Annotated in this window: 25 protein-coding genes and 1 pseudogene; 13 read left to right on the forward strand and 13 right to left on the reverse strand. The window is 60.5% G+C overall.

Annotated features, from left to right (window positions below; genetic code table 11):
- Positions 1–222, reverse strand: a pseudogene (gene glyA, locus ACOQFT_RS11765) (serine hydroxymethyltransferase); the annotation flags it as partial.
- 166 nt (positions 223–388) lie between these two features.
- On the opposite strand from glyA, the gene ACOQFT_RS11770 reads away from it, so the two are divergent.
- Complete coding sequence (locus ACOQFT_RS11770; protein ID WP_421598111.1) at positions 389–1,150, forward strand: NAD kinase; 762 nt, start codon at positions 389–391, stop codon at positions 1,148–1,150.
- Positions 1,151–1,386: 236 nt separating this feature from the next.
- On the opposite strand, the gene ACOQFT_RS11775 is transcribed toward ACOQFT_RS11770, so the two are convergent.
- From ACOQFT_RS11775 to ACOQFT_RS11785, 3 genes are all read right to left on the reverse strand, one after another.
- Positions 1,387–2,844, reverse strand: a complete 1,458-nt coding sequence (locus ACOQFT_RS11775; RefSeq protein ID WP_421598112.1) for an amidase family protein — start codon at positions 2,842–2,844, stop codon at positions 1,387–1,389.
- 94 nt (positions 2,845–2,938) lie between these two features.
- A complete protein-coding gene (gene prpE, locus ACOQFT_RS11780; protein WP_421598113.1) occupies positions 2,939–4,828 on the reverse strand; it encodes a propionate-CoA ligase PrpE in 1,890 nt (629 codons plus the stop codon).
- A 273-nt stretch (positions 4,829–5,101) separates the two neighbouring features.
- Positions 5,102–7,375, reverse strand: a complete 2,274-nt coding sequence (locus tag ACOQFT_RS11785) for an NADP-dependent malic enzyme (protein ID WP_421598114.1) — start codon at positions 7,373–7,375, stop codon at positions 5,102–5,104.
- A 180-nt stretch (positions 7,376–7,555) separates the two neighbouring features.
- On the opposite strand from ACOQFT_RS11785, the gene ACOQFT_RS11790 reads away from it, so the two are divergent.
- From ACOQFT_RS11790 to upp, 7 genes are all read left to right on the forward strand, one after another.
- Complete coding sequence (locus ACOQFT_RS11790; RefSeq protein ID WP_421598115.1) at positions 7,556–8,245, forward strand: hypothetical protein; 690 nt, start codon at positions 7,556–7,558, stop codon at positions 8,243–8,245.
- Positions 8,214–9,311, forward strand: coding sequence for a cupin domain-containing protein (locus tag ACOQFT_RS11795; protein WP_421598116.1), 1,098 nt, complete (start codon positions 8,214–8,216; stop codon positions 9,309–9,311). The genes ACOQFT_RS11790 and ACOQFT_RS11795 overlap by 32 nt, the downstream gene beginning before the upstream one ends.
- 89 nt (positions 9,312–9,400) lie before the next feature.
- A complete protein-coding gene (locus ACOQFT_RS11800) occupies positions 9,401–9,793 on the forward strand; it encodes a cytidine deaminase (protein WP_421598117.1) in 393 nt (130 codons plus the stop codon).
- A 4-nt stretch (positions 9,794–9,797) separates the two neighbouring features.
- The gene (locus ACOQFT_RS11805; RefSeq protein WP_421598118.1) at positions 9,798–11,105 is read left to right on the forward strand and encodes a thymidine phosphorylase; all 1,308 of its coding nucleotides are present in this window, start codon (positions 9,798–9,800) and stop codon (positions 11,103–11,105) included.
- Positions 11,102–12,313 carry a phosphopentomutase gene (locus ACOQFT_RS11810; protein WP_421598119.1) on the forward strand — a complete coding sequence of 404 codons (1,212 nt, stop codon included), beginning with the start codon at positions 11,102–11,104 and terminating at the stop codon, positions 12,311–12,313. Before ACOQFT_RS11805 ends, ACOQFT_RS11810 begins: the two co-directional genes overlap by 4 nt.
- Positions 12,310–13,296, forward strand: a complete 987-nt coding sequence (locus tag ACOQFT_RS11815) for an adenosine deaminase (RefSeq protein WP_421598120.1) — start codon at positions 12,310–12,312, stop codon at positions 13,294–13,296. The genes ACOQFT_RS11810 and ACOQFT_RS11815 overlap by 4 nt, the downstream gene beginning before the upstream one ends.
- Positions 13,293–13,925, forward strand: coding sequence for a uracil phosphoribosyltransferase (gene upp / locus ACOQFT_RS11820; RefSeq protein ID WP_170443013.1), 633 nt, complete (start codon positions 13,293–13,295; stop codon positions 13,923–13,925). The genes ACOQFT_RS11815 and upp overlap by 4 nt, the downstream gene beginning before the upstream one ends.
- A gap of 3 nt (positions 13,926–13,928) precedes the next feature.
- Here upp and ACOQFT_RS11825 read toward each other — a convergent pair whose 3' ends face one another.
- Positions 13,929–14,945, reverse strand: a complete 1,017-nt coding sequence (locus ACOQFT_RS11825) for a hypothetical protein (RefSeq protein ID WP_421598121.1) — start codon at positions 14,943–14,945, stop codon at positions 13,929–13,931.
- Positions 14,946–15,085: 140 nt separating this feature from the next.
- Between ACOQFT_RS11825 and ACOQFT_RS11830 the strand changes: the two genes are divergently transcribed.
- The 3 genes from ACOQFT_RS11830 (at position 15,086) to ACOQFT_RS11840 (ending at position 17,596) form a co-directional block, all read left to right on the forward strand.
- The gene (locus ACOQFT_RS11830; protein WP_421598122.1) at positions 15,086–16,006 is read left to right on the forward strand and encodes a DMT family transporter; all 921 of its coding nucleotides are present in this window, start codon (positions 15,086–15,088) and stop codon (positions 16,004–16,006) included.
- A complete protein-coding gene (locus tag ACOQFT_RS11835; RefSeq protein ID WP_421598123.1) occupies positions 16,003–16,665 on the forward strand; it encodes a sulfotransferase family 2 domain-containing protein in 663 nt (220 codons plus the stop codon). The genes ACOQFT_RS11830 and ACOQFT_RS11835 overlap by 4 nt, the downstream gene beginning before the upstream one ends.
- 172 nt (positions 16,666–16,837) lie before the next feature.
- A complete protein-coding gene (locus ACOQFT_RS11840) occupies positions 16,838–17,596 on the forward strand; it encodes a Hint domain-containing protein (protein ID WP_421598124.1) in 759 nt (252 codons plus the stop codon).
- A 68-nt stretch (positions 17,597–17,664) separates the two neighbouring features.
- On the opposite strand, the gene ACOQFT_RS11845 is transcribed toward ACOQFT_RS11840, so the two are convergent.
- From ACOQFT_RS11845 to ACOQFT_RS11880, 8 genes are all read right to left on the reverse strand, one after another.
- Positions 17,665–19,866, reverse strand: coding sequence for a 3-hydroxyacyl-CoA dehydrogenase NAD-binding domain-containing protein (locus ACOQFT_RS11845; protein ID WP_421598125.1), 2,202 nt, complete (start codon positions 19,864–19,866; stop codon positions 17,665–17,667).
- Positions 19,859–20,347 carry a cupin domain-containing protein gene (locus ACOQFT_RS11850; protein WP_421598126.1) on the reverse strand — a complete coding sequence of 163 codons (489 nt, stop codon included), beginning with the start codon at positions 20,345–20,347 and terminating at the stop codon, positions 19,859–19,861. Before ACOQFT_RS11850 ends, ACOQFT_RS11845 begins: the two co-directional genes overlap by 8 nt.
- Positions 20,347–21,558, reverse strand: coding sequence for an acetyl-CoA C-acetyltransferase (locus tag ACOQFT_RS11855; RefSeq protein WP_421598127.1), 1,212 nt, complete (start codon positions 21,556–21,558; stop codon positions 20,347–20,349). The genes ACOQFT_RS11850 and ACOQFT_RS11855 overlap by 1 nt, the downstream gene beginning before the upstream one ends.
- 11 nt (positions 21,559–21,569) lie before the next feature.
- A complete protein-coding gene (locus ACOQFT_RS11860) occupies positions 21,570–22,208 on the reverse strand; it encodes a glutathione S-transferase family protein (RefSeq protein ID WP_421598128.1) in 639 nt (212 codons plus the stop codon).
- Between the two features lie 279 nt (positions 22,209–22,487).
- On the reverse strand, positions 22,488–22,700 hold the full coding sequence (locus ACOQFT_RS11865; RefSeq protein ID WP_421598129.1) for a hypothetical protein: 213 nt from the start codon (positions 22,698–22,700) through the stop codon (positions 22,488–22,490).
- 53 nt (positions 22,701–22,753) lie between these two features.
- Complete coding sequence (locus ACOQFT_RS11870) at positions 22,754–24,535, reverse strand: acyl-CoA dehydrogenase C-terminal domain-containing protein (RefSeq protein ID WP_421598130.1); 1,782 nt, start codon at positions 24,533–24,535, stop codon at positions 22,754–22,756.
- Positions 24,536–24,581: 46 nt separating this feature from the next.
- A complete protein-coding gene (locus tag ACOQFT_RS11875; protein WP_421598131.1) occupies positions 24,582–24,983 on the reverse strand; it encodes a MerR family transcriptional regulator in 402 nt (133 codons plus the stop codon).
- A 273-nt stretch (positions 24,984–25,256) separates the two neighbouring features.
- On the reverse strand, positions 25,257–25,625 hold the full coding sequence (locus ACOQFT_RS11880) for a MerR family transcriptional regulator (RefSeq protein ID WP_421598132.1): 369 nt from the start codon (positions 25,623–25,625) through the stop codon (positions 25,257–25,259).
- A gap of 114 nt (positions 25,626–25,739) precedes the next feature.
- Between ACOQFT_RS11880 and ACOQFT_RS11885 the strand changes: the two genes are divergently transcribed.
- Together ACOQFT_RS11885 and ACOQFT_RS11890 are read left to right on the forward strand one after the other, a co-directional pair.
- Positions 25,740–26,159 (forward strand): PaaI family thioesterase, encoded by a 420-nt coding sequence (locus ACOQFT_RS11885; RefSeq protein ID WP_421598133.1) that lies wholly within the window; start codon positions 25,740–25,742, stop codon positions 26,157–26,159.
- Positions 26,159–26,677 (forward strand): PaaI family thioesterase, encoded by a 519-nt coding sequence (locus ACOQFT_RS11890; protein WP_421598134.1) that lies wholly within the window; start codon positions 26,159–26,161, stop codon positions 26,675–26,677. Before ACOQFT_RS11885 ends, ACOQFT_RS11890 begins: the two co-directional genes overlap by 1 nt.
- Positions 26,678–26,680: the final 3 nt, after the last annotated feature.

Here is a 26,680-nt window from a genome sequence, read left to right on the forward strand (position 1 = left end):
ACCGCCATAGTAGCGGCGACCGGGATAGCCCTCGGCGTATTTGTTGGTCATCACCGAGCCCTGCGCCTCCATCACGGCGGCAGAGACGATGTTCTCGGACGCGATCAGCTCGATCTCGTCGCGCTGACGGCCCAGCTCGGATCTGATCGAGCCGAACAGCTCGGGATCACGGTCGGAAAGGGACTGGGTGAAAAAACCGGTATCACGAAGATTGGCGTTCATGGGGGCTCCACATGGCTGGGATTATCTTGCGGATTTCCTATCGGAAACGGCACATCTACAAAAGCTGTAAAGCGACGATTTGGCCCGCTGTGGCGTCAAGACTGGCCTATCGGGGAAAGGTATGTTTGTTTCGGAACCAAATGTGTAACACCGGAAACCGGAAAAGATGACAAAGAGAATCGCCTTTCTCGCCAGCGACGTCGAAGTTGCGCAATCCGCGCGGAGCAGTCTTGTGAAACTGTATGGCAATGCGGCCCCCCGGGATGCGGATGTGGTGGTTGCCCTGGGCGGTGACGGGTTCATGTTGCACACGCTGCACAACATGCAGCATCTGGACACGCCGGTTTATGGCATGAACTGCGGTACCATCGGGTTCCTGATGAATGAGTTTCACGAAGACGACCTGATGGAGCGTTTGGCTGCGGCCGAAGAAGAGGTGATCAACCCTCTGGCGATGCAGGCAATGGACCAATCCGGCAAACTGCACGAGGCACTGGCCATCAACGAGGTGTCGTTGCTGCGCGCGGGTCCGCAGGCAGCCCGGCTGAAGATCAGCGTCGACGGGCGGGTGCGGATGGCCGAGTTGGTCTGCGATGGCGCCTTGCTGTCTACGCCAGCCGGATCAACGGCCTATAACTATTCGGCGCATGGGCCGATTCTGCCCATCGGGTCCGACGTGCTGGCCCTGACGGCGATTGCCGCGTTCCGGCCACGCCGGTGGCGCGGGGCGCTTTTGCCCAAGATCGCCAAGGTTCGTTTTGACGTGCTGGACGCCGATAAGCGCCCGGTCATGGCCGACGCGGATTCGGTGTCCTTTGCCGATATCGACTGGGTCGAGATCCGCTCGGAACCCTCGATCCAACACCGTATCCTGTTCGATCCGGGGCATGGGCTGGAAGAGCGTCTGATCTCGGAACAGTTCACCTGAAATCCCGGAAACGCGCCTTTTTTCTCTTATGTGATCCAGTTCACAGGCGATTGATTCATCTTTTGTTAATCTTAACTTGCCCGGAGAACACGCCTAGGTGGGAGTGAGTGGCCACCAAGCGGCGTTTTTGAATGATTGCGCAGTTTTCGCGCCGGCGAGGGTAGGTGGTGCTACGCTCGTTGTCAGATTTCCGGGTTTATTTAAGCAAGAGGACCCCGGGCGCAAAACCCCGGGGTCTATTTTCTTGTTCCGGCCTGACTGGCCGCTTCCATTTTTTCCCAAAGCGGCAGGCACATCTGGCCCACACGCGCCTCGATCGCGGCGGCGGCGTCAACCGCCATGTCCTCGCGCCAGCGGCGGGCGGCGATCTGGATGTTGATCGGTTGCGGCCCTTGCGGCAGATCGGCCAGCCGCGCGGGAACGCTGGCGGCGGGCAAGCCCAGGAAGTTCATCGCATAGGAATATACCGCGCAGCCCAGAACCTCGTGCACGCCTTCGACGCCTTCGGTGTCGCGGTCGGGTTTAAAGAACGGTTGCGGAAGGAAGGGGGACAGGACCAAAGGGTAATCCTGCATGAACAGCGACCATTCCCGCGCATAGTGGGTGCGTTTGGCCAGCATCTTCACCATGTCGGTGCCGGTGATGGGCGGGAATTCCTGAAAATAGACGTCAAAGATGTCACGAATTGTCTCGGACCCGGCTGCCTCGATATCGCCTTTCAACAGGGTCAGGACCTCACCCATCAGCGTGCGGTAACCCGTTCGGCCACAGTCGAACACATCGGGCGGGCTGACTTCTTCAACCTGATAGCCCGCATCGATCAGAGCATCGCGGGCCGTATCCAGCGCCTTGTCGACCTCGGGGTGCAGGGCATAGCCAAAAGTGTCCTTGGTGAAGGCGACCTTGATGGGGTTATCCAAAGGTTCGCCGCGCCAGGGCATCGGTACGTGAAACGGATCGCGTGGGTCGGCCGCGATCAGGCTGGGCATCGACAGGTGAAGATCGGCGGTGCAGCGTGTGATCAGCCCTTGGACTGACATGGATTGCGCCAGAAGACCACGCTCGGCTTGTTGGCTGGGGTTCCATGCCGGCACGCGGCCCAAGCCAGGCTTTACTGTCACCGCTCCGTTCGCAGCCGCCGGAAAACGCAGGCTGCCGCCAATGTCGTTGCCATGCGCCAGTGCTCCGACCCCGGCCATAACAGCTGCCGCGGCACCGCCCGAAGATCCGCCGGGTGAAATATGCCGCCCCCAAGGGTTATGTGTGCGCCCGTGCAGCGGGTTGTCGGTGTCGGCGCGGAACGAGAACTCGGGCGTATTGGTCCGCCCGATCACCACGGCCCCGGCGTTTTGCAGATTGCGCACAACGGGCGCGTCATCGGGGGCGATCACGTCTTTCAAGGCCACCACACCATTCGACGTGGCGTGTCCCTTTTGATCGACGTTGATTTTGATGGTCACCGGCACGCCATGCAGCGGTCCGGTTGGTGTTCCTTTCGCCCGAGCCTGATCGAGGCCGCGCGCCCGCTCCAGTGCCTCGGTGCCAAGATCCTCGACCACGGCGTTCAGGTCCGGGTTGACCTGATGCATCCGGTCAATGGCCGCGCGCACCGCGTCTTCGGCGCTCAGGTCTCCGCTGCGGGTGAGGGCGGTCAAGTCGGTGGCGCTCAGTCGCCAGATGTCGGAATATGTCATGCGGCCTCATTGTCTTGGTCAGACATTAGGGGCCTTGGTTCCGGTTGCAAGGGAAAGGCGCAGAACGGGCGGTCAGAGACCGCCCGCAGCGCATTTACTGGGCGTAGCCGATGGATTTCAGCGCCACGGTGATCTCGTCCAGAATGGCCGGATCGTCGATGGTTGCGGGCATCTTGTAATCCTGGCTGTCCGCAATCGACACCATCGTGCCGCGCAGGATTTTGCCCGACCGGGTCTTTGGCAGGCGATCCACCACGACGGCCTTTTTGAAAGCAGCCACCGGGCCGATCTTTTCTCGGACCAGCTTGACCACGTCCTGCACGACCTCACCATGGTTGCGGTCGCAGCCCGCGTTCAGGCACAGGAAACCAACGGGCATCTGACCTTTGAGCTGATCGGTCACGCCGATCACCGCGCATTCGGCGACGTCGGGGTGGGCGGCCAGAACTTCTTCCATCCCCCCAGTGGACAGGCGGTGGCCAGCGACGTTGATCACGTCATCGGTGCGCGCCATGATATAAAGGTAGCCGTCCTCATCGATCATCCCCGCATCACCGGTTTCATAGTAGCCGGGGAAGTGGTTCAGGTACGAGCTTTTGAACCGCTCTTCTGCGTTCCACAGCGTCGGCAAGGTGCCCGGAGGCAGCGGCAGTTTGACCGCAATCGCACCCAGCTCGCCCGGCTTCATCGGATGGCCGCCCTCGTCCAGAATTTGCACGTCATAACCCGGCATCGGCTTGGCCGGGGAGCCCAGCTTGATCGGCAGTTCCTCGATCCCCAGCGGGTTGCCCGCGATGGCCCAACCGGTTTCGGTCTGCCACCAATGGTCGATCACCGGAACCTTCAGCGCGTCCTGAGCCCATTCGATCGTATCCGGGTCGGCACGTTCGCCCGCCAGATATAGTGCACGCAGGCAGGACAGGTCGTACTTCGCCAGCACCTCGCCCTTGGGGTCTTCGCGTTTCACTGCGCGGATGGCGGTGGGGGCGGTGAAGAAGCTTTTCACCTTGTGCTCGGAAATCACCCGCCAGAAGGTGCCCGCATCGGGGGTGCCGACCGGTTTGCCTTCGAAGACAATGGTGGTGTTGCCGTGGATCAACGGCGCGTAGCAGATATACGAGTGCCCGACGACCCAACCCACATCTGACGCGGCCCAGAACACATCGCCGGGATCGACGTCATAGATGTTCTTCATCGTCCAGTTTAGTGCAACCAGATGGCCCGCAGTTGGGCGCACGACGCCCTTGGGTGCCCCCGTGGTGCCCGAGGTGTAAAGGATATAGGCCGGGTCATTGCCGTCCACCGGCACACATTCAGCCGGTTCGACCCCGTATTGGAAACCGTGCCAGTTATAGTCACGCCCCTCGACCAACTGCGCCACTTCCTGTTCGCGCTGGAAGATCACGCAGAAATCGGGCTTGTGGCGGGCCATGTCGATGGCGCCGTCCAGCAGGGGTTTGTAGTGCACCACGCGGCCCGGCTCCATACCACAGGACGCGGCGATGATCGCCTTGGGCTTGGCGTCGTCGATACGCACCGCCAGTTCGTTGCTGGCAAAGCCGCCAAACACGACCGAGTGCACGGCGCCCAGACGGGCGCAGGCCAGCATCGCCTCGAGCGCTTCGGGGATCATCGGCATGTAGATGATGACCCGGTCACCCTTTTCAACGCCCTTGGCCCGCAGCGCCCCGGCCAGGTTGGCCACACGGTTGCGCAGTTCGACATAAGAAATCTCGCGCTTGGTGTGGGTGATCGGGCTGTCATAGATGATAGCCGTCTGCTCTCCGCGGCCGTTTTCGACGTGGCGGTCCACCGCGTTCCAGCAGGTGTTGACCTTGGCATCGCAGAACCATTCATACATCGGCGCGTTGTCGTCAAACAGCGCCTTGGTCGGAGGTTGAATCCAATCAATCCCTTTAGCGGCCTCCATCCAGTATGCCTCTGGATCGGATTTCCAGCTTTCGTAAACGTCCTGATAAGCCACGTTGGTCTCCTCCTTAAATCCCTTGCGCCGTGTGTAAGGTGGGCAGGGGGCAACGCACAAGCGAGGGAAATGACGGGGCGTCACTTTATCGCAAAATATTTGCAGGTCATGCCCAATTAGCCTGCAAATTTTTGCAAAGTGTTTTGAGAGGGCAAAGTTGCGTGTCTGGAGTGCGAGTTTTTGCAAATCTGCAAAGTTCAGCGTGCAAAGAATCACCGGCGCTCAGAATGTGCTCAGGTGCCGACACGGGCACCTGAGCCTCTGTTTCGAGCGTTAGCCGTAATGCGCTACCGGGGTTCCGGCAATGGCAGCCATGTTCAGCAGCCCGCGGGCGGTGATGGACGGCGTCACGATATGCGCCTTGTTGCCCATGCCCATCAGGATCGGCCCAACTTCCAGCCCGTCGGCTTTCATCTTCAGGATATTGCGCACACCGCTGGCCGCATCCGCATGGGCGAAGATCAGAACATTTGCCGTGCCGTCCAGACGCGAGTTCGGGAAAATCCGGGACCGCAGTTCCGGGTCCAGCGCCAGATCAAGGTTCATCTCACCTTCATAGGTAAAGTCGCGCGGTTCGGAATCGAGGATTTCCAGCGCGGCGCGCAGACGTTTACCGGACCCTTCGGCCTGATTGCCGAATTGCGATTGCGAACAGAAGGCAATCTTGGGCTCGATACCGAAACGGCGCACATGCCGCGCGGCGCCGATTGTGGTTTCGGCCAGTTCCTCGGGTTTTGGCAATTGCCGTACATGGGTGTCGGCGATGAACAGGGGGCCGTCTTCGAGGATCATCAGGGACAGTGCGCCGTGCGGGCGCAGGTCGCCATCGGCCAGCACCTGTTGCACATAGTTCAGATGCCAGCGGTACTCGCCGAAAGTGCCGCAGATCATGCTGTCGGCTTCGCCCCGCTGCACCATGATGGCGGCAATCGCGGTGTTGTTCGTGCGCATGATCGCCTTGGCCAGATCGGGCGTCACGCCGCGGCGCTGCATGATTGCGTGATACGAATTCCAATAGTCATAGTAGCGCGGGTCATCCTGCGGGTTCACGATCTGGAAATCCTCGCCGGGGCGCACCGTCAGGCCCAGCCGCTCGCACCGGGCACTGATGACATCGGGGCGACCGATCAGGATGGGCGTTTCTGTGGTTTCCTCCAGAATGGCCTGCGCAGCGCGCAGGACACGTTCATCCTCGCCTTCGGCAAATACGATCCGGCGCGAGGCAACTGCGGCGGCCTCGAATACGGGCCGCATCAGCAGGGCCGATTTGAACACGCTTTGGTTCAGACGCTCTTTATATGCCTCGATATCGTCGATCGGGCGCTTGGCGACGCCGCTGTCCATCGCCGCCTTGGCCACCGAGGACGACACGACGCCCACCAGTCGCGGGTCAAACGGTTTCGGGATCAGGTAATCCGGGCCGAACGTCAGTTGTTCGCCCTTATAGGCCGCGGCGGCTTCGGCGCTGGTTGTGGCGCGGGCCATCTCGGCGATGCCGTCGACGCAGGCGATCTGCATTTCGTCGTTGATCTCGGTCGCGCCCACATCCAGTGCACCGCGGAAGATGAAGGGGAAGCAAAGGACGTTGTTGACCTGATTGGGAAAATCGCTGCGGCCGGTGGCGATGATCGCGTCCGGCGCGACTTCACGGGCGGCTTGCGGCAGAATCTCAGGCGTCGGATTGGCCAGCGCAAAGATGATCGGGCGCTTGGCCATTTTCTCGACCATCTCGGGCTTGAGCACATTGGGGCCGCTGAGGCCAAGGAACAGGTCGGCGTCACCAATCACATCGTCCAGCGTGCGCAGGTCGGATTTCTGCGCGAACTGGTCCTTGTGCGGGTTCATGTCCTCGGCGCGGCCTTCGTAGACCAATCCATGAATGTCGCACAGCCAGATGTTCTCGCGTTTGACGCCCAGTTTCACCAACATGCTGAGGCAGGCGATCCCCGCTGCGCCGCCGCCGGTCGAGACGACCTTGATATCCTCGAATTTCTTGCCCGCCACGTGCAGCGCGTTCTTGGCGGCCGCGCCGACCACGATGGCCGTACCGTGCTGATCATCGTGAAAAACCGGAATGTTCATCCGCTCGCGGCACAGCTTTTCGACGATAAAGCAATCGGGGGCCTTGATGTCTTCGAGGTTGATGGCGCCAAAGGTCGGTTCCAGCGCGCAGACGATATCGGCCAGCTTTTCCGGGTCGGGCTGATCGACCTCGATATCGAAACAGTCGATGCCTGCGAATTTCTTGAACAGAACCGCCTTGCCCTCCATCACCGGTTTCGAGGCCAGCGCACCGATATTGCCCAGCCCCAGAACCGCCGTCCCGTTCGAGACAACCGCCACCAGATTGCCGCGCGCGGTATAGCGTTCCGCGTTGTCGGCATCCGCCTTGATCTCAAGGCTGGCTTCGGCCACACCGGGTGAATAGGCACGAGCCAGATCACGGCCGTTGGCCATCGGCTTGGTCGCCTTGATTTCAAGCTTCCCGGGTTTTGGATGGGCGTGATATTCAAGCGCGGCCTGCCGCAAACTGGGTGTATCCGACATCGAAATTCAGCTCCCTTCAGAAATTTGATTTGGCCTTAAACTAATTTCCGGGGCTTGGCTACGCTACGTCACTCAAGAACGCAGGGCGGGCCGATTTGCCGCTGCGCTTGATTTCCGCCGCAAAACATTTACAGTCCCGCAACTTTTGAACTCACCCCCTTTTGCATCGAGAAGACCGGCATGAGCTATCAGAAAGACGTCGAGATGGGCGCGTCCCTTGCGTCGAACAAAAGCAAATTTGGAACTGTGTTCAGCGCGTCCATCGTTCTGGGTGTTGTAATCCTGTGCGCCATCTCGCTGTGGCCGGTGCAGGCGGCGGTGTTCAACCAAGAAGGCGGACTGATCGAAACCGGCTCGGCCGCGGCTTTGCTGGTTGCTGGATTGGCGGCATTGTGCCGATACCGGGGGATCAGCCGCTTGTATATTGGCGTGGTTCTGCTGTTGCTGGCGGAACGAGAGCTTGAGGCCGATATCTATGCAGTAGACAGCACGCCCTACTTTATTTTGCACGGTCTGGATGTCCTGCTGGATATGACGGTGGTGCGGGTGGTGCTGGCGGTGATCGTGCTGGGTGGGGTTGCCTGGCACGGGGTTCCGAACGCCTGGCGGGCAATGAAGGCGCGGGCGCCGTTTCTACTGGTGTTCTTTCTGGCCGGTACGTGCGCCGTTGTCGCGCAGGGGTTGGAAGAGGTCAGCAGTGCCATCGGCGCCGAGATGACAGCCGCCATGGCGACCCGTCTGTTCGTGCTGGAAGAAACGCTCGAGTTGTTCTTTTCGATTGGCATTTTGGCCGCCGTTCTGATCGGATGGCCAAAAGCCAAGGCCGGTGAGACCACCAATGACCAAACCACACAGTCAGACCCAAGCTGAAATCCGCCTGCCAACGCAGGAATTGCGCGACGATATCCCGTTTTTTACCAAGGTTCTGGGGATGCGGATGGACATGATCTATCCCGCCGATGACCCGCGTGTCGCCGTGTTCTCGGGCCATGGCCTGCGCCTGAGGATCGAGAAAGACGCGCCGGAATCGCCCGGTACGCTGCGTATTCTGACGGACAGCCCGGATGACTTCGCAGAGGGTCGGCGCAGCCTTGTCGCCCCCAACGGCACCCGCGTTGAGATCGACGAATTGAACCCGCCTCTGGTCATGCCGGAAACGGTGCATTCCTTCGTGGTGCGCAGGCTGAAAGATCAGGCGCCTTGGATCATCGGGCGGGCAGGTATGCACTATCGCGATCTGGTGCCGGACCGGTTGGGCGGATCGATCATCGCCAGCCACATTCGCATTCCCGACGGTGGGCCTGTTCCCGATATGTTGCATTTCCACAAGGTTGGATTTCAGCTGATCTTCTGCATCCATGGCTGGGTCGATGTGGTCTACGAAGATCAGGGCGACAAGATGCGCCTGACTGCGGGCGATTGCTTTATCCAGCCGCCGGAAATCCGCCACCGCGTGCTGGAGGCCTCAGACAATGTGCAGGTGATCGAGATCGGCGTTCCGGCCGAGCACGTTACCGAGATCGATCACGAGATGGAGTTGCCCACGCCCCACTACCGCCCCGAACGCGAGTGGCAGGGCCAGCGGTTCGTCTTCAATCAGGCCGCGGGGGCCGAATGGGCTCCGTTCCGTCTGCCGGGGTATATCTGCCGCGACACGACCATCGCCGAGAACACTAAGGGCGTCGCCGGGGTGCAGGTCGTGCGCAAAGGGCAGGGCGATCCGGTCTGGGCGACCCACGATACGGATATCCACTTTACCTTTGTCATGAACGGAGAGGTCACGCTTGAGGGCGAAGACCGCGATCCCTTCCGTCTTGAACAGGGCGATGCTTTCGTCATTCCGCCCGGTATGCGCACCCGGCTGGCTGACCCTTCGGACGATGTTGAGCTGTTGGAGGTTACGCTTCCGGGGACGTTCAATACGACGCTAGGCTAAGGAATCTGTCGCTCGGGGCTTCAACTCCCCGGACGGTTTCATTTAGGGTATGCCTTTCTGACCAGATGATCAAAAATTGGGGAATCGCCATGACTTTGAAAGACGCCGCACTCTCCGTCCGGGAAAAAGCCTATGCGCCCTATTCGAACTTCAAGGTTGGCGCAGCAATCCGGTCGGCGTCGGGCGTGGTTTATTTCGGCTGCAATGTTGAAAACGTGGCGTATCCTGAAGGCACCTGTGCCGAGGCCGGGGCCATCGCCGCCATGGTCGCTGCGGGCGAACAGAGCCTGACCGAGGTTTACGTGGTCGCGTCCTCTCCGCAACCGGTGCCGCCCTGCGGGGGGTGCCGCCAGAAATTGGCCGAATTCGGCAAGCGGGATGTCAAGGTGACGCTGGCCACGGTTGACGGGGCCGAGTTTGAAACCACCATCGGCGACCTGCTGCCGGGGGCTTTCGACGCCTCGCATATGGAGGGTGCCTGAGCCCATGGACGCCCGTTCGATCATCGCAAAACTGCGCCGGGGGCAGGTGCCCACCGGTGAGGAACTGACATGGTTCGCGCAAGGCTTGGCCGATGGCGGCGTCACCGACGCGCAGGCTGGCGCCTTTGCCATGGCCGTCTGCATGGGCGGACTGGGCGCGCAGGGGCGCGCCGATCTGACAGTCGCCATGCGCGACAGCGGCGACGTGCTGAGCTGGGATTTCGACGGCCCCGTGATCGACAAACACTCGACCGGCGGGGTGGGTGACAGCGTCTCACTGGTTTTGGCCCCGGCGTTGGCCGAACTTGGGGCCTATGTTCCGATGATCTCGGGCCGTGGGCTGGGCCATACCGGCGGTACGCTGGACAAGCTGGAATCCATTCCCGGCGTCAGCACCCAGATCGGGCAGGAACGTCTGTCCCAGATCCTGCGCGACACCGGCGCAGCAATTGTCGGTGCGACGGGGCAGATTGCACCTGCGGACAAGCGGCTCTATGCGATCCGCGATGTGACGGCGACGGTGGAAAGCCTGGACCTGATAACCGCCTCGATCCTGTCCAAGAAACTGGCCGCCAGCCCCGAGGCACTGGTGCTGGACGTCAAGGTTGGCTCTGGCGCGTTCATGAAGACGCTGGAGGATGCCCGTAATCTGGCGCAGGCCCTGACGGAAACGGCAAACGCGGCTGGGTGCCGGACCTCGGCGGTGATCACGGACATGCACCAACCCCTGGCCCCGGCGCTGGGCAACGCGCTGGAGGTGGCCGAGGTGATGAAGGTGCTGACCAAGGCATATGACGCACCGCTGGCCGAGATCTCGGCCGAGTTGGGCGGGGTGCTGCTGGCCGATGCAGGTATGTTCGCAACCGCTGACGAGGGGCGCGACAAGATCACCGACGTCATCCGCGACGGTCGCGCCGCCGAGCGGTTCGGCCGTATGATGGCCGCCGTGGGTGGGCCGTTGCAGTTTGTCGACAACTGGTCCCGTTACCTGCCCGAAGCCAGCGTGATCCTTGAGGTTCCCGCCGAATCCAGTGGTTACATCACGGCATTGGATGGTGAGGCCCTGGGCCTGTCCGTGGTCGCGCTGGGCGGCGGTCGGCAGGTTGAAGATGACGTGATCGACCCGGCAGTTGGCCTGTCGGATATTGTCCGGCTGGGTGACAGGATCGACAAGGGCGCGCCTTTGGCGGTTGTCCACGCGGCGCGCGAAGACGCCGCGAAACGGGCTGCTGAAGCGGTGAAAAAGGCCATAAAAATCAGTCCGGATGCAGGGCTGATGCCGACACTTGTGCATGAAAGGATCCTGTCGTGACCCGCGCCTTTCTTGTCGTGATGGATTCAGTAGGCATCGGTGGCGCGCCGGATGCCGATCGGTTCTTTAACGGCGAAACCCCGGATACCGGTGCGAACACTCTGGCCCATATCGCGCAGGCCTGCGCCGAAGGGCGGGCCGAGCAGAGGCGTTCTGGCCCGCTGAACCTGCCCAATCTGGATGCGCTTGGCTTGGGGGCCGCGACGCGTTTGGCTTCGGGCGCGGAGACACCCGGATTGCAGGCCGAACCCAAAGGTTTGTGGGGCTGCGCGCGCGAGTTTTCTCCGGGCAAGGACACGCCCTCGGGCCATTGGGAACTGGCCGGGCTGCCGGTGCCGTGGGACTGGCACTATTTCCCGGACAAAACGCCGTCCTTTCCCACCGATTTAAGCGCCGCTGCTGCCGAGGCCGCCGGAACCGACGGCATTCTGGGTGATTGTCATGCCTCGGGCACGACGATCATTGCCGAGTTGGGGGCCGAGCATATGCGCACGGGATGGCCGATCTGCTACACCTCGGCCGACAGTGTCTTTCAGATCGCCGCCCATGAAGAGAGCTTTGGCCTCGATCGTCTGCTGAACATGTGCAAGGCGCTGGCCCCGCGTCTGCATGAGATGAAGGTTGGCCGTGTCATTGCGCGGCCCTTTGTCGGTTCGCCCGAACAGGGCTTTGCCCGTACCACGAACCGCAAGGATTTCGCCATCTTGCCGCCTGCGCCGGTGCTGACCAACTGGGCGCAGGATGCCGGGCGGCGCGTTCACGCGGTGGGCAAGATCGGCGACATTTTCTCGATGCAGGGGATCGATACACTGCGCAAAGGTTCGGATGCCGAGTTGATGGGCCACCTGTCCGATCTGGTCGATGAGGCCGAAGAGGGTAGCCTGAACTTCGCCAATTTCGTCGAGTTCGACAGCCTATATGGCCACCGCCGCGACATCAGCGGATATGCCCGCGCGCTGGAGTGGTTCGACCGCGAGATCGGTGCCATTATGGCGCGTCTACGCCCCGGTGATCTGATGCTGCTGACCGCCGATCACGGCAATGACCCCAGCTGGATCGGCACAGATCACACGCGCGAACAAGTGCCCGTACTGATCGCCGGACAGGGCGCTGGTCAGATCGGCCCGGTCAATTTCGCCGACGTCGCCGCCAGTATCGCGCATCACCTGAACATTCCGGCCCAAGGGCCGGGGAAGAGTTTCCTATGACCGTCGGTGACCTGTCCAAGATCGAATTGCACCTGCATCACGAAGGTGCGGCACCACCCGCCTTTATCCGTCAGTTGGCGCATGAAAAACGCATCGACCTGAGCGGGATTTTCAAACCTGACGGCAGCTATGACTTCCGCGATTTCGCGCATTTTCTCAGCGTGTACGAAGCCGCTTGCGAAGTGCTGAAAACACCCGAGGATTTTCGCCGCCTGACGCTGGCTATCCTCGAAGAAAGCGCTGCAAACGGAGTGGTTTATTCGGAAACCTTCCTCAGCCCAGACTTCTGTGGCGGCGGCGACCTGCACGCCTGGCGCGATTATCTGAATGCCATTCAGGACGCAGCAGACGAGGCCGAGCGCAAGTTCGATATCACCCTGCGCGGCGTTGTGACTTGCGTGCGCCATTTCGGGCCGGAGCAGGCCAAACGCAGCGCCTATTGCGCTGCCGAGACCGCCGGGGACTGGATCACCGGCTTTGGAATGGGCGGCAACGAATCCGTCGGCACGCAGCGCGATTACAAATGGGCCTTCGACTGCGCCCGCGAAGCCGGGCTGCGTCTGACCACTCATGCCGGTGAATTCGGTGGCCCCGAAAGCGTGCGTGATGCAGTGCGCGATCTGGGGGTGGAGCGTGTTGGCCACGGTGTCCGGGCCATCGAGGACACCGACCTGATCCGCGAACTGGTCGACCGAGAGGTGACGCTTGAGGTCTGCCCCGGCTCGAACGTGGTTCTGGGGCTGTTTCCCGATTTCGCGGCGCATCCGATTGCCCGGTTGCGCGACCACGGGGTCAACGTCACTGTATCAACCGACGACCCGCCGTTTTTCCACACCACCATGCGGCGCGAATATGAGATGCTAAGCAAAGCCTTCGGCTGGGAGGCCGAAGACTTTGCTGCCCTGAATGAGACGGCCCTGAACGCGGCCTTCTGTGATGAAGACACCCGTGCGCGGGTCAAGAAAAGACTGGAGAAAAAATGAGCGAACACCTGACCGTCGTTGATCACCCGCTGGTGCAACATAAGCTGACGCTCATGCGGGACAAAGGCACCTCGACCGCTGTTTTCCGGCAGTTGCTGCGCGAGATCACGCTGCTGCTGGCCTATGAGGTCACGCGTGAGCTGAAGCTGACCACCCGCCACATCGAAACCCCGATGGAGGAGATGGATGCGCCCATTCTGGCCGGCAAGAAACTGGCACTTGTGTCGATCCTACGCGCCGGCAACGGGATGCTGGACGGGGTGCTGGAACTGGTCCCCTCGGCGCGTGTCGGGTTTGTTGGTCTGTATCGCGACGAAGAGACGCTGAAACCGGTGCAGTATTACTTCAAGGCGCCCGAGGGGTTGAAGGACCGTCTGGTGATTGCCGTTGATCCGATGCTGGCCACTGGCAACAGCTCAGCCGCGGCGATTGACCTGCTGAAAGAGGCGGGTGCCACAGATATCCGTTTCCTTTGCCTGCTGGCCGCGCCCGAAGGTGTCGCGCGTATGAAAGAGGCGCATCCGGATGTGAAAATCGTCACCGCGTCCCTGGACCGCGAGTTGAATTCGAAGGGCTACATCATGCCCGGTCTCGGCGATGCCGGGGACCGGATGTTCGGCACCAAATAGCGCTTATTCGCCGCAGATATTCTGCAGCCGGACCCAGTCGCGGTCCGGCAGAACCTGTTGCAGGGGGCGGCCTGCCATCGGGTCGGCCTCGACCAAGCCCAGCACCGTCTCACCGGTGACATCCATTGCATAGGCATAAGGCGTTGACGGCAGCGCGGCCTGCGCAAACACGGCAAGCAGATCGTCGTCCGGCAGGGTCGGGCGCGGTTCGGCCAGCACTTGCTCGGTGTAATTGTCGACAATCCCGGGCGTCAGCTCTCCGGTCGTCAGCAGGCGGAACGCGGTTGTGACGCCGGTGCGGTCCAGCAAATCGTCAAGCGGGTCCTGCGCCTGGTTTCGGGCGCGTTCGGCGATGATGTATCCGGCCGCAACCGAGGGGTCCTCGTGATCCTCGACCAAGGCCCGGTTCAGCAGAACGATGCCGCCCGGCAGGCTGAGGCTGGTCTGTACCCCGGCGGGCAGAATGATGACCTTTCGCACCCCAGTGCGTGCGGCCAGTTGGTCCAGCGCCGCCTCTGCGTCCTCTGCGGTGCAGGCCCGTCCCGACACCCGCTCGATCCGGTGCAGGATCGCGTTGCCGATGTCCTGGCGTTTGATTTCGGGCACGACCGAGACAACGTGGTGTTGCAAAGCCGACGGCATCCACAGCAACAACAGCGCGGCCACGGCGGCCACCACACCCGCCACGCTGAGCCAGCGCAACCGCCCCGGATGCGGCCGCGCCCGGTCGATGGCCCGTTGCAGCCGGTCGATGGCCTCGATCATCGTGGTTTCGGTTTCCGCCAGTTCCAGCGTTTCGTCTCGGTCGCCATCGGGGTTGAAGATCGCCGGAAACACACCCGGATTCCGCCGTTCCAATGCGGCCAGAGACCAATGTGTCAGGGCCTGTTCATTGAAATCCGAGATCGTCAGCGTGGCCTCACCAAGCGACACCACGACCTCTCGCCGCTGTATATCGGGCGAGGGGCGCCACAGACCGGTGGCTTCGATCCGCTGGTACTGTTTAAGTGCCGTCTTCAAGATGAGGTATGCTCGTGATTATTTTGGCTTAGCTTAGCATGGTAAAATCCAAAGGCGCAAACCTGTTGCGCCCGGATTGTGAAATGTGCTGGATAACACGAAGCGCGGCAATCCATGCCGCTTTTCAACCGGGGCTTCGAATGCAGGCGGACACTCAGACCTCACCGATTTTGGCCTCGGTCCTGATGGTTGGTGCAATGGCAATCATCGGGGTCATCGACAACGTCGTGATCCTGCTGGCCGAAACGATTGGCCTGTGGCAATTCCACCTGAGCCGCGCCCTGCTGATGCTGCCGCTGATCGGTGGCCTGTCCCTGTTGGGAATGGGCAATTTGCGCCCGCAGCGGCTGGGGCCGGTCATCCTGCGCAGCGTTCTGATCACGCTGGCAATGCTGTTCTATTTTGCCTCGCTAGCGTTGATGCCGATTGCGCAGGCGCTGGCGGGGCTGTTCACCTCACCGATCTTCGTGCTGCTGATCTCAGCCGTTGCGATGGGGCAAAGGATCGGCCCATGGCGCATTCTGGCCGTTCTGATCGGGTTTGCCGGTACCCTGTGCGTGTTGCAGCCCAACCCCTATGAATTCGACGCCCAAACCCTGCTGCCCGTGGCCGGAGGGTTTTTCTATGCGCTCAGCGCGATCATGACGCGCAGCCATTGCGCGCAGGAAAGCACCGTAGCGCTGTTGGCGGCCATGATCCTGACCCTTGGGCTGGCCGGAGCGCTTGGCCTGGTCGTGTTCTCGATGCTTTCATTGCCCGATGGTTTCGTGACGCGGGGCATGGTCTGGGACATGCAGCCGGCGCTGAAATGGATCGTCGTGCAGGCGTTCGGGTCAACGATTGCGGTTTTCATGCTGATCAAAGCCTATCAGATTGGGGAAACCTCTTATGTCGCTGTGTTCGAATACTCGGTTATGATTTTCGGTCCGCTGTTTGCCTGGGTCGCGCTGGGGCAGGTGATCGGCGTCATGCAGATTACCGGGATCGGGTTGATCGCCGCAGCCGGGGCGCTGCTGGGCTGGCGGTCCAGGCGCGCGAGCGCAATGGGAGAGACGGTGTGATCATCTCGCGCGGGCGCGGCTATGTGTTCGTTCACATCCCCAAAACAGGCGGCACGTCGCTGGCGCAGGCGTTAGAGCAGCGGGCGATGAAGGATGACATTCTGTTCGGAGATACACCAAAGGCCGTGAAGCGCCGCAAGCGGGCCAGGGCGCTGACGGGCAGGGGGCGGTTATGGAAACACGCCACGCTGGCGGATATCGACGGGGTTCTGACGGTTGAGGAACTACAGGCCATGACCGCATTCACCCTGGTGCGCAACCCGTGGAATCGGATCGTCAGCTATTACCACTGGTTACGCGCGCAGAGCTTTGATCACATGGCGGTCTCGCTGGCAAAGTCACTGCCCTTCGATGGGTTTGTGCGGCATCCCGACATAGGGCGATCTTTCCGGCTGCACCCAGCCCGCCGTTACATGACCCGCGCCGATGGGGTCGAGCAGTGCAGGTTTTTCCTCCGGTTGGAGCATTTCGAACAGGACGCGGCCCCCTTGTTCGACCATCTTGGATTCCATGTGACCTTGCCCCACCTCAACCCGTCCGGGCGGCATGCAGATTACCGCAGTTACTATTCCGACCAGTCAGCTGCGGCCGTTGCCGAAGCCTGTGCCGAGGACATCGCCAGATTCGGATATGCATTTGATTCACCGCAGGGCGTATAGTTTCCAGATTGAGCCCAATGTCGTTAGCATTTGAATTGTTGTTCATATTTTGCGGGATTTGCGGGCCTGAAATGGTCTGAATTGGGCCATAATGTGTCAAAAATAAGTCGCACCGCCAAATCCTGTGATACTCATTAACCTTAGTTTTTGTGTGTAATAGGTGGGTGGGTTCTTGTTGAAGATTGAGAGTATCATAGATTTTGCCGAAAGGTCTGAATACCAGGGGAACGCAGAGCCACAAGCTGCGCTGAACGCGCGCCGGGGTGGGCTGGTACATGGGACCAAAGTTGCAACAAAAGGTGGGTGGAAACTGGTCGAAGATCTGCGGGTCGGTGACCTCGTTCGTACTTTGGACAATGGTTTCAGGCCGGTAAGTCGTGTTGCGACAGATTGCATCACGGTGCCGCCCGGAGAAACCAACGCCGAGAACATGCCGATCCGGGTACCGGCACAAGCGGCCTATAACGGCCGTCCGGTGTGGCTGATGCCCGAGCAGGGCGTCGCATTGGACAACACCAAGCTGGGCCACGATCCGATCGCTCTGCCCGTCAACCTGCCCATTGTTTCGGCCAGACTGCTAAGCGGCATGTTCCGGATCACCTCGGATGTGCCTGCGTCTTATTTCGACATCAGCACCCTATTCTTCGATCAGGACGAGGTAATCTATGTTGAAGGCGGGTTTCGGGCCTTTTGCCCTGCGGGGCGCTTTGGATCAGGCAGCCTCTCGGGTGAGGCAGCGTATGAGGTGGTCGTGGGTGAGGCCGCTGCGGATCTGATTTATCTGACGGCAAGGCGCGGCGATATTGGCGTTCTGGCCAATTCCCTGGGTTCGCTGCCTGCGCCGGTCTTTGATCATCCGATTGTTCCGGTAAGGCCGGTCAGGGGCGCGCGGCGGCCCGGGCGGCCGGGTCGACCTGTGATGGTGATTTGAAGGGGGAACTATCTGAACCCACAAAGTGACGCTGGCGCATGGGGGGCATGCGCCAGCGTTTTTTTTGTTTAGGCAGCTTTCGCTTCGGGGGCGAAGCGTCCGTAGAAGCTTTGGCCCTTTTCGGCCATCTCACGCAGCAGCGGCGGGCAGGTGAAGCGCTCGCCAAAAGCCTCGGTCAGCTGATCGCACCGCTCGGCCGCGTAAGGCGTGCCGATGATGTCCAACCAGCTCAGCGGGCCACCGGACCACGGTGCAAAGCCCCAGCCAAGGATCGCGCCGACATCGCCTTCGCGGATGTCTTCCAGAACGCCTTCTTCCAGCGCGCGGACCGCTTCCAGTACCTGCGCGAACATCAGGCGTTCCTGCACTTCGATCAGGTCCGGCTGGTTTTCGGCGTGCGGATATTTCTCCTGCAAGCCTTTCCAGTATTCGGTGCGCTTGCCCTTGTCGTCATAGTCGAAGAAGCCAGCGTTGGCCTTGCGGCCCAGACGGCCCTGTTCCTCCATCCAGAAGATCAAATCGTCCGACGGGCTTTCCGGATAGGCATCACCCATCGCCGCCTTGGTCGCGCGGGCAATCTTGGCACCCAGATCAATCGAGGTTTCGTCGGTCAGTTGGATCGGACCCACAGGGAAGCCCAACTGGCGCGCGGCATTGTCGATCAGCACAGGGTTCACGCCCTCGGCGATCATCCGAACACCTTCGTTGATGTAGGGAATGATGCAACGGTTAGCGTAGAAGAAGCGCGCGTCGTTGACCACGATCGGCGTTTTCCTGATCTGCCGGACGTAATCCAGCGCTTTGGCCACCGCGCGATCACCGGTTTCCTTACCCTTGATGATCTCGACCAGGAACATCTTCTCGACCGGTGAGAAGAAGTGGATGCCGATGAACTGCTCGGGCCGAGCCGAGGCTTTGGCCAGATCGGTGATCGGCAGGGTCGAAGTGTTCGAGGCAAAGATGCAATCCTCGGGGATGATCGCCTCGACCTTTTGGGTCATCTCGGCCTTGACGCCCGGGTCTTCGAACACGGCCTCAATGATCAGGTCGCAGCCTTTCAGATGCTCCAGATCCGAAGTCGCGGTGATGCGGGCCAGCAGCGCCTCTTTCTTTTCGGCCGTGGCCTTTCCGCGCTTGATGCCCTTGTCCATGAAGCTTTCGCTATAGGCCTTGCCCTTGTCGGCGGCTGCTTGATCACGATCGATCAGAACAACCTCCATGCCAGCCTGAGCCGAGACCAGAGCGATACCGGCCCCCATCATGCCCGCGCCCAGAACGCCAACCTTCTGGACGCGCTGATCGGGCACATCCTTGGGACGCACCGCGCCTTTCTCCAGCGCTTCCTTGTTCAGGAACAGCGACCGGATCATGGCCGACGAGGACGGGTTCATCAGCACATTGGTGAACCAGCGCGCTTCGATCTTCAAAGCGGTGTCAAAGTCAACCAACGCACCTTCGTAGATCGAGCTCAGCAGAGCTTTGGCCGCCGGGAAGGCGCCCTGGGTCTTGCCGTTCACCATCGCGTTCGCGCCAACAAAGGTCATGAAGCCAGCCGGGTGATAGGGCGCACCGCCGGGCATCTTGTAGCCCTTCGCGTCCCACGGTTTGACCAGATCGGCGTCCTTGGCGTTCAGAACCCACTCTTTCGCCGCCGCAACCGGATCGTCCGACACAGCGTCAATCAACTGCGCGCCCTTGGCTTTGGCCGGGTCCATCATCTTGCCTTCCAGCAGGACCGGGGCCGCTGCCATTGCGCCTACCATACGGCTGAAACGCATGGTGCCGCCGCCGCCGGGGAAGATGCCAAGCATGATTTCCGGCAGACCGATCTTGGCCTTCGGGTTCGAGGTCATGACGCGGTGGTGACAGGCCAGCGCGATCTCGGTCCCGATACCGGCACAGGTGCCGTTGATGGCACAGGCGATCGGCTTGCCGCCCTTCTTGGTCTTGGGGTCCATGCCCGCCAATTCCATCTTGCGCAGGATGTGGTGGCCGCCCATGACGAAATCGAACAACGCCTGTGCCGGTTCGTCTCCTGCCTCCTGACGGATGGTGGCCAGCGTGTTCAGGTCCATACCGCCTGCGAATGAGCCTTCTTTGCCCGAGGTGATGACGATACCTTTGATCTCGTCATCGTTCAGGGCCTGGTCGATCAGTTGGCTGACCTCCTGAAAGGCCTCGCGGGTCAGCACGTTCATGGATTTGCCCTGGGCATCCCAGGTAACAAAGGCGACGCCGTCCGCGTCTTTGCTCAGAGTGAAATCAGTCATTGTCATCTCCAGTCTGGTCAGCCGTCAGCGGGCTGCCATCTTTGCGGGTGAAGGCGAATCCGTTCTCATCATCCTTCACCATCATGTCTATGTCGCTGTAATAGCCGGTCTCGGTCGGGGTCCGAGTGCCCACCACCAGAAAGGTCGCAGGCGCATCGGTTTTGTTCACAAGGTGATGGCCATTGGCCTCACCTGCAGGCCATGCGGCGCAATCGCCGGGCAGCATCTCATGCTCACCATCGTCGTCGATCAGCACGCAGGTGCCAGTCAGCATGATGGCAAACTCGTCCTGCTCCATGTGGTAGTGGCGCAACGAGGACAGGCCCTGCGGCTCAAGCCGCACGATGTTCACCCCGTATTGGCTCAGCCCGCCCGCATCGCCAACGCGCTGCACGAAACGACCTGCAGTCGCATCGGCCAGCTTGCCGGGATAGGCCGAGCCACCCTTGAACGGGATCTGAGAGAGATCCAGCTTGGGCATCAGACCCGCTCGATTATGGTTGCTGCACCCATGCCGGATGCGATGCAGAGCGTGGCCAGACCGGTTTCCTTGTCCTGACGCTCAAGCTCATCCAGCAGCGTGCCGATGATCATCGCACCGGTCGCACCCAGCGGGTGACCCATCGCGATCGAGCCGCCGTTAACGTTTACCAGCGCGGGGTCCACATCGAACGCCTGCTGGAACCGCAGCACGACTGAGGCGAAGGCTTCGTTTACTTCGAACAGGTCCAAATCGCTGATCTTCATGCCGTTGTCGGCGAGGATTTTCTCGGTCACCGGAACCGGACCGGTCAGCATGATGGTCGGGTCGGTGCCGATCTTGGCGGTTGCCTTGATGCGGGCGCGCGGCTTCAGGCCGTATTTCTCGCCGAATTCCTTGTTGCCGATCAGCACAGCCGCCGCACCATCCACAATGCCCGAGCTGTTGCCCGCATGGTGGATGTGGTTGATCCGCTCAAGATGCGGGTATTTCAGCATCGCCACCTTGTCGAAGCCGGGCATCTGCTCGCCCATCATCTGGAAGGACGGGTTCAGAGCGCCCAGCGACTGCATGTCAGTGCCGGGGCGCATGTATTCGTCGCGGTCCAGAATGGTCAGGCCGTTCTGATCCTTGATGGTGATGACCGATTTCTCGAACCGGTTGTCTTCCCAGGCTTCTGCCGCGCGTCTTTGCGATTCCACCGCCAGCGCGTCGGCGTCGTCACGGCTGAACCCATACTCGGTCGCGATGATATCGGCCGAGATACCCTGCGGCACGAAATAGGTGTCCATCGCCAGCGTCGGATCAACGGCAATCGCTGCGCCGTCGCTGCCCATCGCCACACGGCCCATCATTTCAACACCGCCTGCGATATAGGCGTCACCAGCGCCGCCTTTGACCTGGTTTGCCGCCAGGTTCACGGCTTCCATGCCCGAGGCGCAGAAGCGGTTGATCGCCAGACCGGGGATCGATTGATCCAGATCCGAGGCCAGAACCGCCGAGCGCGCCAGACAGCCGCCTTGCTCCATCACCTGCGTAACGTTGCCCCAGATCACGTCCTCGACGGCGTGACCTTCCAGATTGTTACGCTCTTTCATCGCGTTCAGGGTCAGGGCGGACAGGCGCACCGAGGTTACCTCGTGCAGGCTGCCATCCTTGCGGCCCTTACCGCGCGGGGTGCGCAGGGCGTCATAAATATAAGCTTCGGTCATGGGTCTTCTCCTTAAGCTCGATCCGACGGTTTGCCGGGCATCAGGTCATATGGGTGTTTCCAGCCGGGCTGTTCCGACAAGCGAGTCAGCCAGGCGTCGATATGGGGCCAGTCGGCACGGTCAAAGCCGAATGGTTCAGGGTAATAAAGGTAGCCGCAGCAGCTGAGGTCGGCGTTGGTCACGCCGTCGCCGACGATCCAGTCGCGGCCCTCAAGGTGGCTGTTCAGGGTTTCATAAGCAGCTTTGAGACGGCCTTGGTTGAAACCGGTAACGTCGGCATTGCGGTGTTGCTCGGGCAGGAAGTTCATCAGAAACCGCGTCATTCCGGCCATCGAACTGAGCTTGTGATTGTCCCACAGCACCCAGCGAAAAATCTCGTAGTTCTCATCGCGGTTCTTGCCGCCGAACTTACCCGATTTCTCGGTCACATAGGCTTGGATTGCACCGGATTGTGTCGTGCGGAATTCACCGTCGATCATGACGGGGGCTTCGCCCATCTCATTGACCTCGGCCCGGTATTCGGGCGTGCGCGTTTCACCGTTGAAGAAATCCACAAAGACGGGCTCCCAATCCAGCCCGGACATCTCTAACGCCAGCGCGGCTTTGTACGAGCTCCCGCTCTCTCCGAAACAGTGAAGTTTGATGGTCATGCGATCGCCCCTCCCGTGGCGCGCGTGGATGCGTAGGAATTGAGTATTTTTGAAAGATGAAGTTCGGACGGTAACCCTTTATCAACCATGTTCCTTTTCAATGGTTGTGCGGTACAGGCTGGAGAGCCGATGACCGCAAAAGGTGAAGTCGTCCCTGTCCTGATGGCGAGTGCGCCCGGTGGCAGGGACGCATCACATTTCATCTTTTCAAAAATACTCCCGCCGGAGGCTTCCGGCATTGCGATTTGGCGCAGTCACATGATCGTTTGTTGCCAGTTGTCATCTTTTGCGCGCCTCAAGTTCAGAGTTGAAGGTCCGTAGGCGGTGGGTCAGGTTCTCCTCGATTATGACGCTGTTGAAGTTCTCGAAAAGAAACGACAGCGCTTCACCTTCGTCCAGCCCGGCATCGTGGGCAAAAGCCCTGAGCTTGCGATAGCCGTCCTCGGTCATGGCAACCGGAAAGCGGCGGGTCAGGCGAAAGCGTTTTGGCATTGGGTCTCCTCCGGGAATCGGCTCCGGGGCAGGGCCCCGGAACCGGAAAGTGATCAGAAGTTCGCAGCCTCCAATGCCATCACCGTGTCTGCGCCAGTTTGGATGCGCGACAGGTGCAGCGCAGTGGCTGGCAGGCGGCGGGCCATGTAGAATCGGCCGGTGTTGATCTTGGTCTCGTAGAACTCTTTGTCCGAGGCGCCCCCGTCCAGCGCGTCTTGCGCGGCTTTGGCCATCTGCGCCCACATCAGGCCCAGGCAGACATGGCCGAACATGTGCATGAAGTCATAGGAACCGGACAGCGCGTTGTTCGGGTTCTTCATGCCCTCTTGCATAAAATACATGCCAGCAGCCTGCAGATCCTTGGAGGCGGTTTTCAGCGGTTCGATGAAGGCCTTGTCATAAGCTTCGTCTTTGCCGCCGTTTTCCTTGCAGAAGGTTTTGACCATGTCGAAGAAGGCCATGACGTGCTTGCCGCCATCCTGCGCCAGTTTGCGGCCTACAAGGTCCAGCGCCTGAACGCCGTTCGCCCCTTCGTAGATCATCGCGATCCGGGCGTCGCGGGTGTATTGCGACATGCCCCATTCTTCGATGTAGCCGTGGCCGCCATAGACCTGCTGCGCCTGAACGGTCATGTCGTAACCCTGATCGGTCAGGAAGCCCTTGATGACCGGGGTCAGCAGCGAGATCAGCCCGTCTGCGTCCTTGTCACCCGAACGGTGCGCCTTGTCGATCATGGTCGCGCCCCACAGGATGAACGCGCGTGCGCCTTCGGTGAAGCTTTTCTGATCCATCAGGTTGCGGCGAATATCCGGATGCACGATCAGCGGATCGGCGGGGCCATCGGGGTTCTTCACGCCGGTGACGTCGCGGCCCTGCAGACGATCCTTGGCATATTCCAAGGCGTTCTGGAACGCGGCTTCGGCCTGAGACAGGCCCTGCATCCCCACACCCAGGCGTGCTTCGTTCATCATGGTGAACATGGCGCGCATACCCTTGTGTTCTTCGCCCAGCAGCCAACCAGTGGCCTCGTCATAGTTCATGACGCAGGTCGAGTTGCCGTGGATGCCCATCTTTTCCTCGATCTTGCCGACCGACACGCCGTTGCGCTCACCCAGAGAACCGTCTTCGTTGACGATGAATTTGGGTACGATGAACAGGGACACGCCCTTGATGCCCTCGGGGCCGCCGGGGATTTTGGCCAGCACCAGGTGGATGATGTTGTCGGCCATGTCGTGGTCGCCGGACGAGATAAAGATCTTCTGACCGGAAATCTTGTAACTGCCGTCGCCCTGCGGTTCCGCCTTGGTGCGCATCAGGCCCAGATCGGTGCCGCAATGCGGTTCCGTCAGGTTCATGGTGCCGGTCCATTCGCAGCTGACCATGTTGGGCAGGTATTTATCTTTCTGCTCATCCGTACCATGCGCCAGAATGGCCGAGGCCGCGCCGTGGGTCAGACCCTGATACATGACAAACGCCTGGTTCGCGCCCGAGAACATCTCGCCCACGGCGGTGCCGATCACGTAGGGCATGTTCTGGCCGCCATACTCTTCCGGCATGTCGAGGCCAGTCCAGCCGCCTTCCTTCATCTGCTCGAAGGCGTCCTTGAACCCGGTAGGGGTGTAGACGATACCATTTTCCAATCGGCATCCTTCGGTGTCGCCGACCACGTTCAGCGGATGCAGAACGTTGGTGGCAACCTTGCCTGCTTCTTCCAGAACCGCGCCGGTAAATTCGGCCTCCAGTTCGCTATAGCCTGGAATATCGGATTCCGAGACTTTCAGCACATCGTGCAGAATGAACTGAGTGTCTTTGGTTGGCGCGTTGTAGACGGGCATTTGAAGCTCCCTTAAATTCAGATGTCCGGGGGTTGAGCCGCAGGGGTTAACCGACGGCCTTTTTCTCGGTGTTAATTGAGGCGATGACTTTTTCGCCCCAGCGCAGCTGCTCTTTCAGATCGTCAATGGCTTGCGTCAGCTCCTCACGGCGGGCTTCCATATCCGACAGACGTTCGCGTGCGATTTCAATCGTTCGGACCATCTGGGTCTTTTGTTGGTCACCCACATGGTACAGGTCCAGCAATTGCCGGATTTCCTCCAGGCTGAAGCCGAAACGCTTGCCGCGCAGGATCAGTTTCAGGCGTGCCCGGTCGCGTTTGGTGAACAGGCGTTTTTGGCCCTCGCGGATTGGAAACAAAAGTTCCTTTGCCTCGTAAAAACGCAAGGTGCGAGGCGTGACCTCGTAGGTCTCGCACATTTCACGGATGGTCATCAGGTCTTCGGTCATGGTTTCAGCACTCTCGTCACTGGCGTCTATCAAAGTCAGGTGCGCAGTCGATGCGCACGTTACAACACGTAGATGACGTTCACGTAATGCAAACGCTACGTCACATTGAAAGTTGACGTAGCATCCTTTCGCGTCAAGGTGTCTGATGTCCCGGTTTTGGGAATTGACGTGACGGAAATTCAGCCGAAGGCGGCGGGTATTTGGTGCGAAGACACAACCGGACGGTCCAGGGCTGCAATGCCCGGGTGTCAGTTCGCAGCAAAAGTGGGTGGTTCAGCCTAGCAACTTGGCGGTCTGGTCACGCAGGCGCTGGAGCTCGTCCATCGCCTCATCCAGTTGCTGCCGCTGCTTCTGCAGTTCCGGCATCTGTCGGTCAGCCAGCTTTATGAACTCGGCCATCTGGGCCTGGTTTCCCTGATCTTCATAGATCAGCAGCCATTGGCGAATCTCTTCCAACGAGAATCCAAACAGACGTCCGCGCATGATCAGCTTCATCCGAGCGCATTCACGTGGGCCATAATACCGGCTGCGGCCTTCGCGTTCAGGCTGAAGCAGCTCGATATACTCGTAGTAACGCAAGGTGCGCTTGGTTACGTCGAACTCTTCGCACATCTCGTTTAATGACAAACGGTTGTCGGTCATTCTCGGCCTCCTGGGCTGCAAACTAGGCCGTCGTCACGGCAAGCGCAACAGGCGGTCTTGCTCTTTTGCAAGGCACAGGCTCATAAAGAAAGAAATCAAGGGGGACACCACGACATGGTCGACAAAGTGGAAATTGCGCGCCGATTCATCGAGGCGATCCCGCACGCCAAGGCGCTGGGGCTCAAGCTGACCGCAATCAGCGACGGTGAGGCCGCGATTTCGATGCCGTACAACGCCGATCTGATCGGAGACCCCAGAACCGGTGTTATTCATGGAGGTGCCGTGTTTGCCGCGCTGGACACCTGCTGCGGTGCGGCCGTCATGTGCCACCCGTCGGCGCCCGGAGGAACTGCCACGATTGATTTAAGGATCGACTACATGCGCGCCGCAACGCCGGGGCAGAACATCACCGCTCATGCCACCTGCTATCACATCACCCGCAATGTCGCCTTCGTCCGGGCCACGGCGATGGACGAGAATCAGGATCTGCCGGTCGCAACCGCAGCGGGTTCCTTTACGGTGGAGGGTCTGTGATGGCGCGTCCCCGTCCCGAACCAATGCAGGTGGTCAAGCAACGCCGCGACGCGGCCCTGAACGCAATTGTCGAAGGGGTGCCGTATATCCGGTTCCTGAATATCACGTTTGACCGGCGCGGCGACGAACTGACCGGAGTGCTGAATTTCGATGACAAGCTGATCGGAAACCCGTTGCTGCCCGCGCTGCATGGCGGGGTCACGGCTGCATTCCTTGAGGTCACTGCCGTCATCACACTGAGTTGGGAGTATTTCTTTCCCAGGATCGAAAGCGGAGAAATCGAGGCAGAAGAGCTGTTCAAGGCCGACTCGGTACGCTTTCCCAAGACCGTTGACTTCACGGTGGATTATCTGCGCTCGGGCCTGCCGCGCGATGCCTATGCCCGCGCTTTTGTCAGCCGGTCCGGTCGGCGCTATGCGTCGGTCCGGGTCGAGGCATGGCAGGACAATCACGCGCGTCCGATAGCACAGGCGACCGGGCATTTCCTGATGCCGCAGTCCAAACCCAAAGCGGGGTAACTT

Source organism: Ruegeria sp. MALMAid1280, assembly GCF_049195285.1.
Classification (GTDB): domain Bacteria; phylum Pseudomonadota; class Alphaproteobacteria; order Rhodobacterales; family Rhodobacteraceae; genus Ruegeria.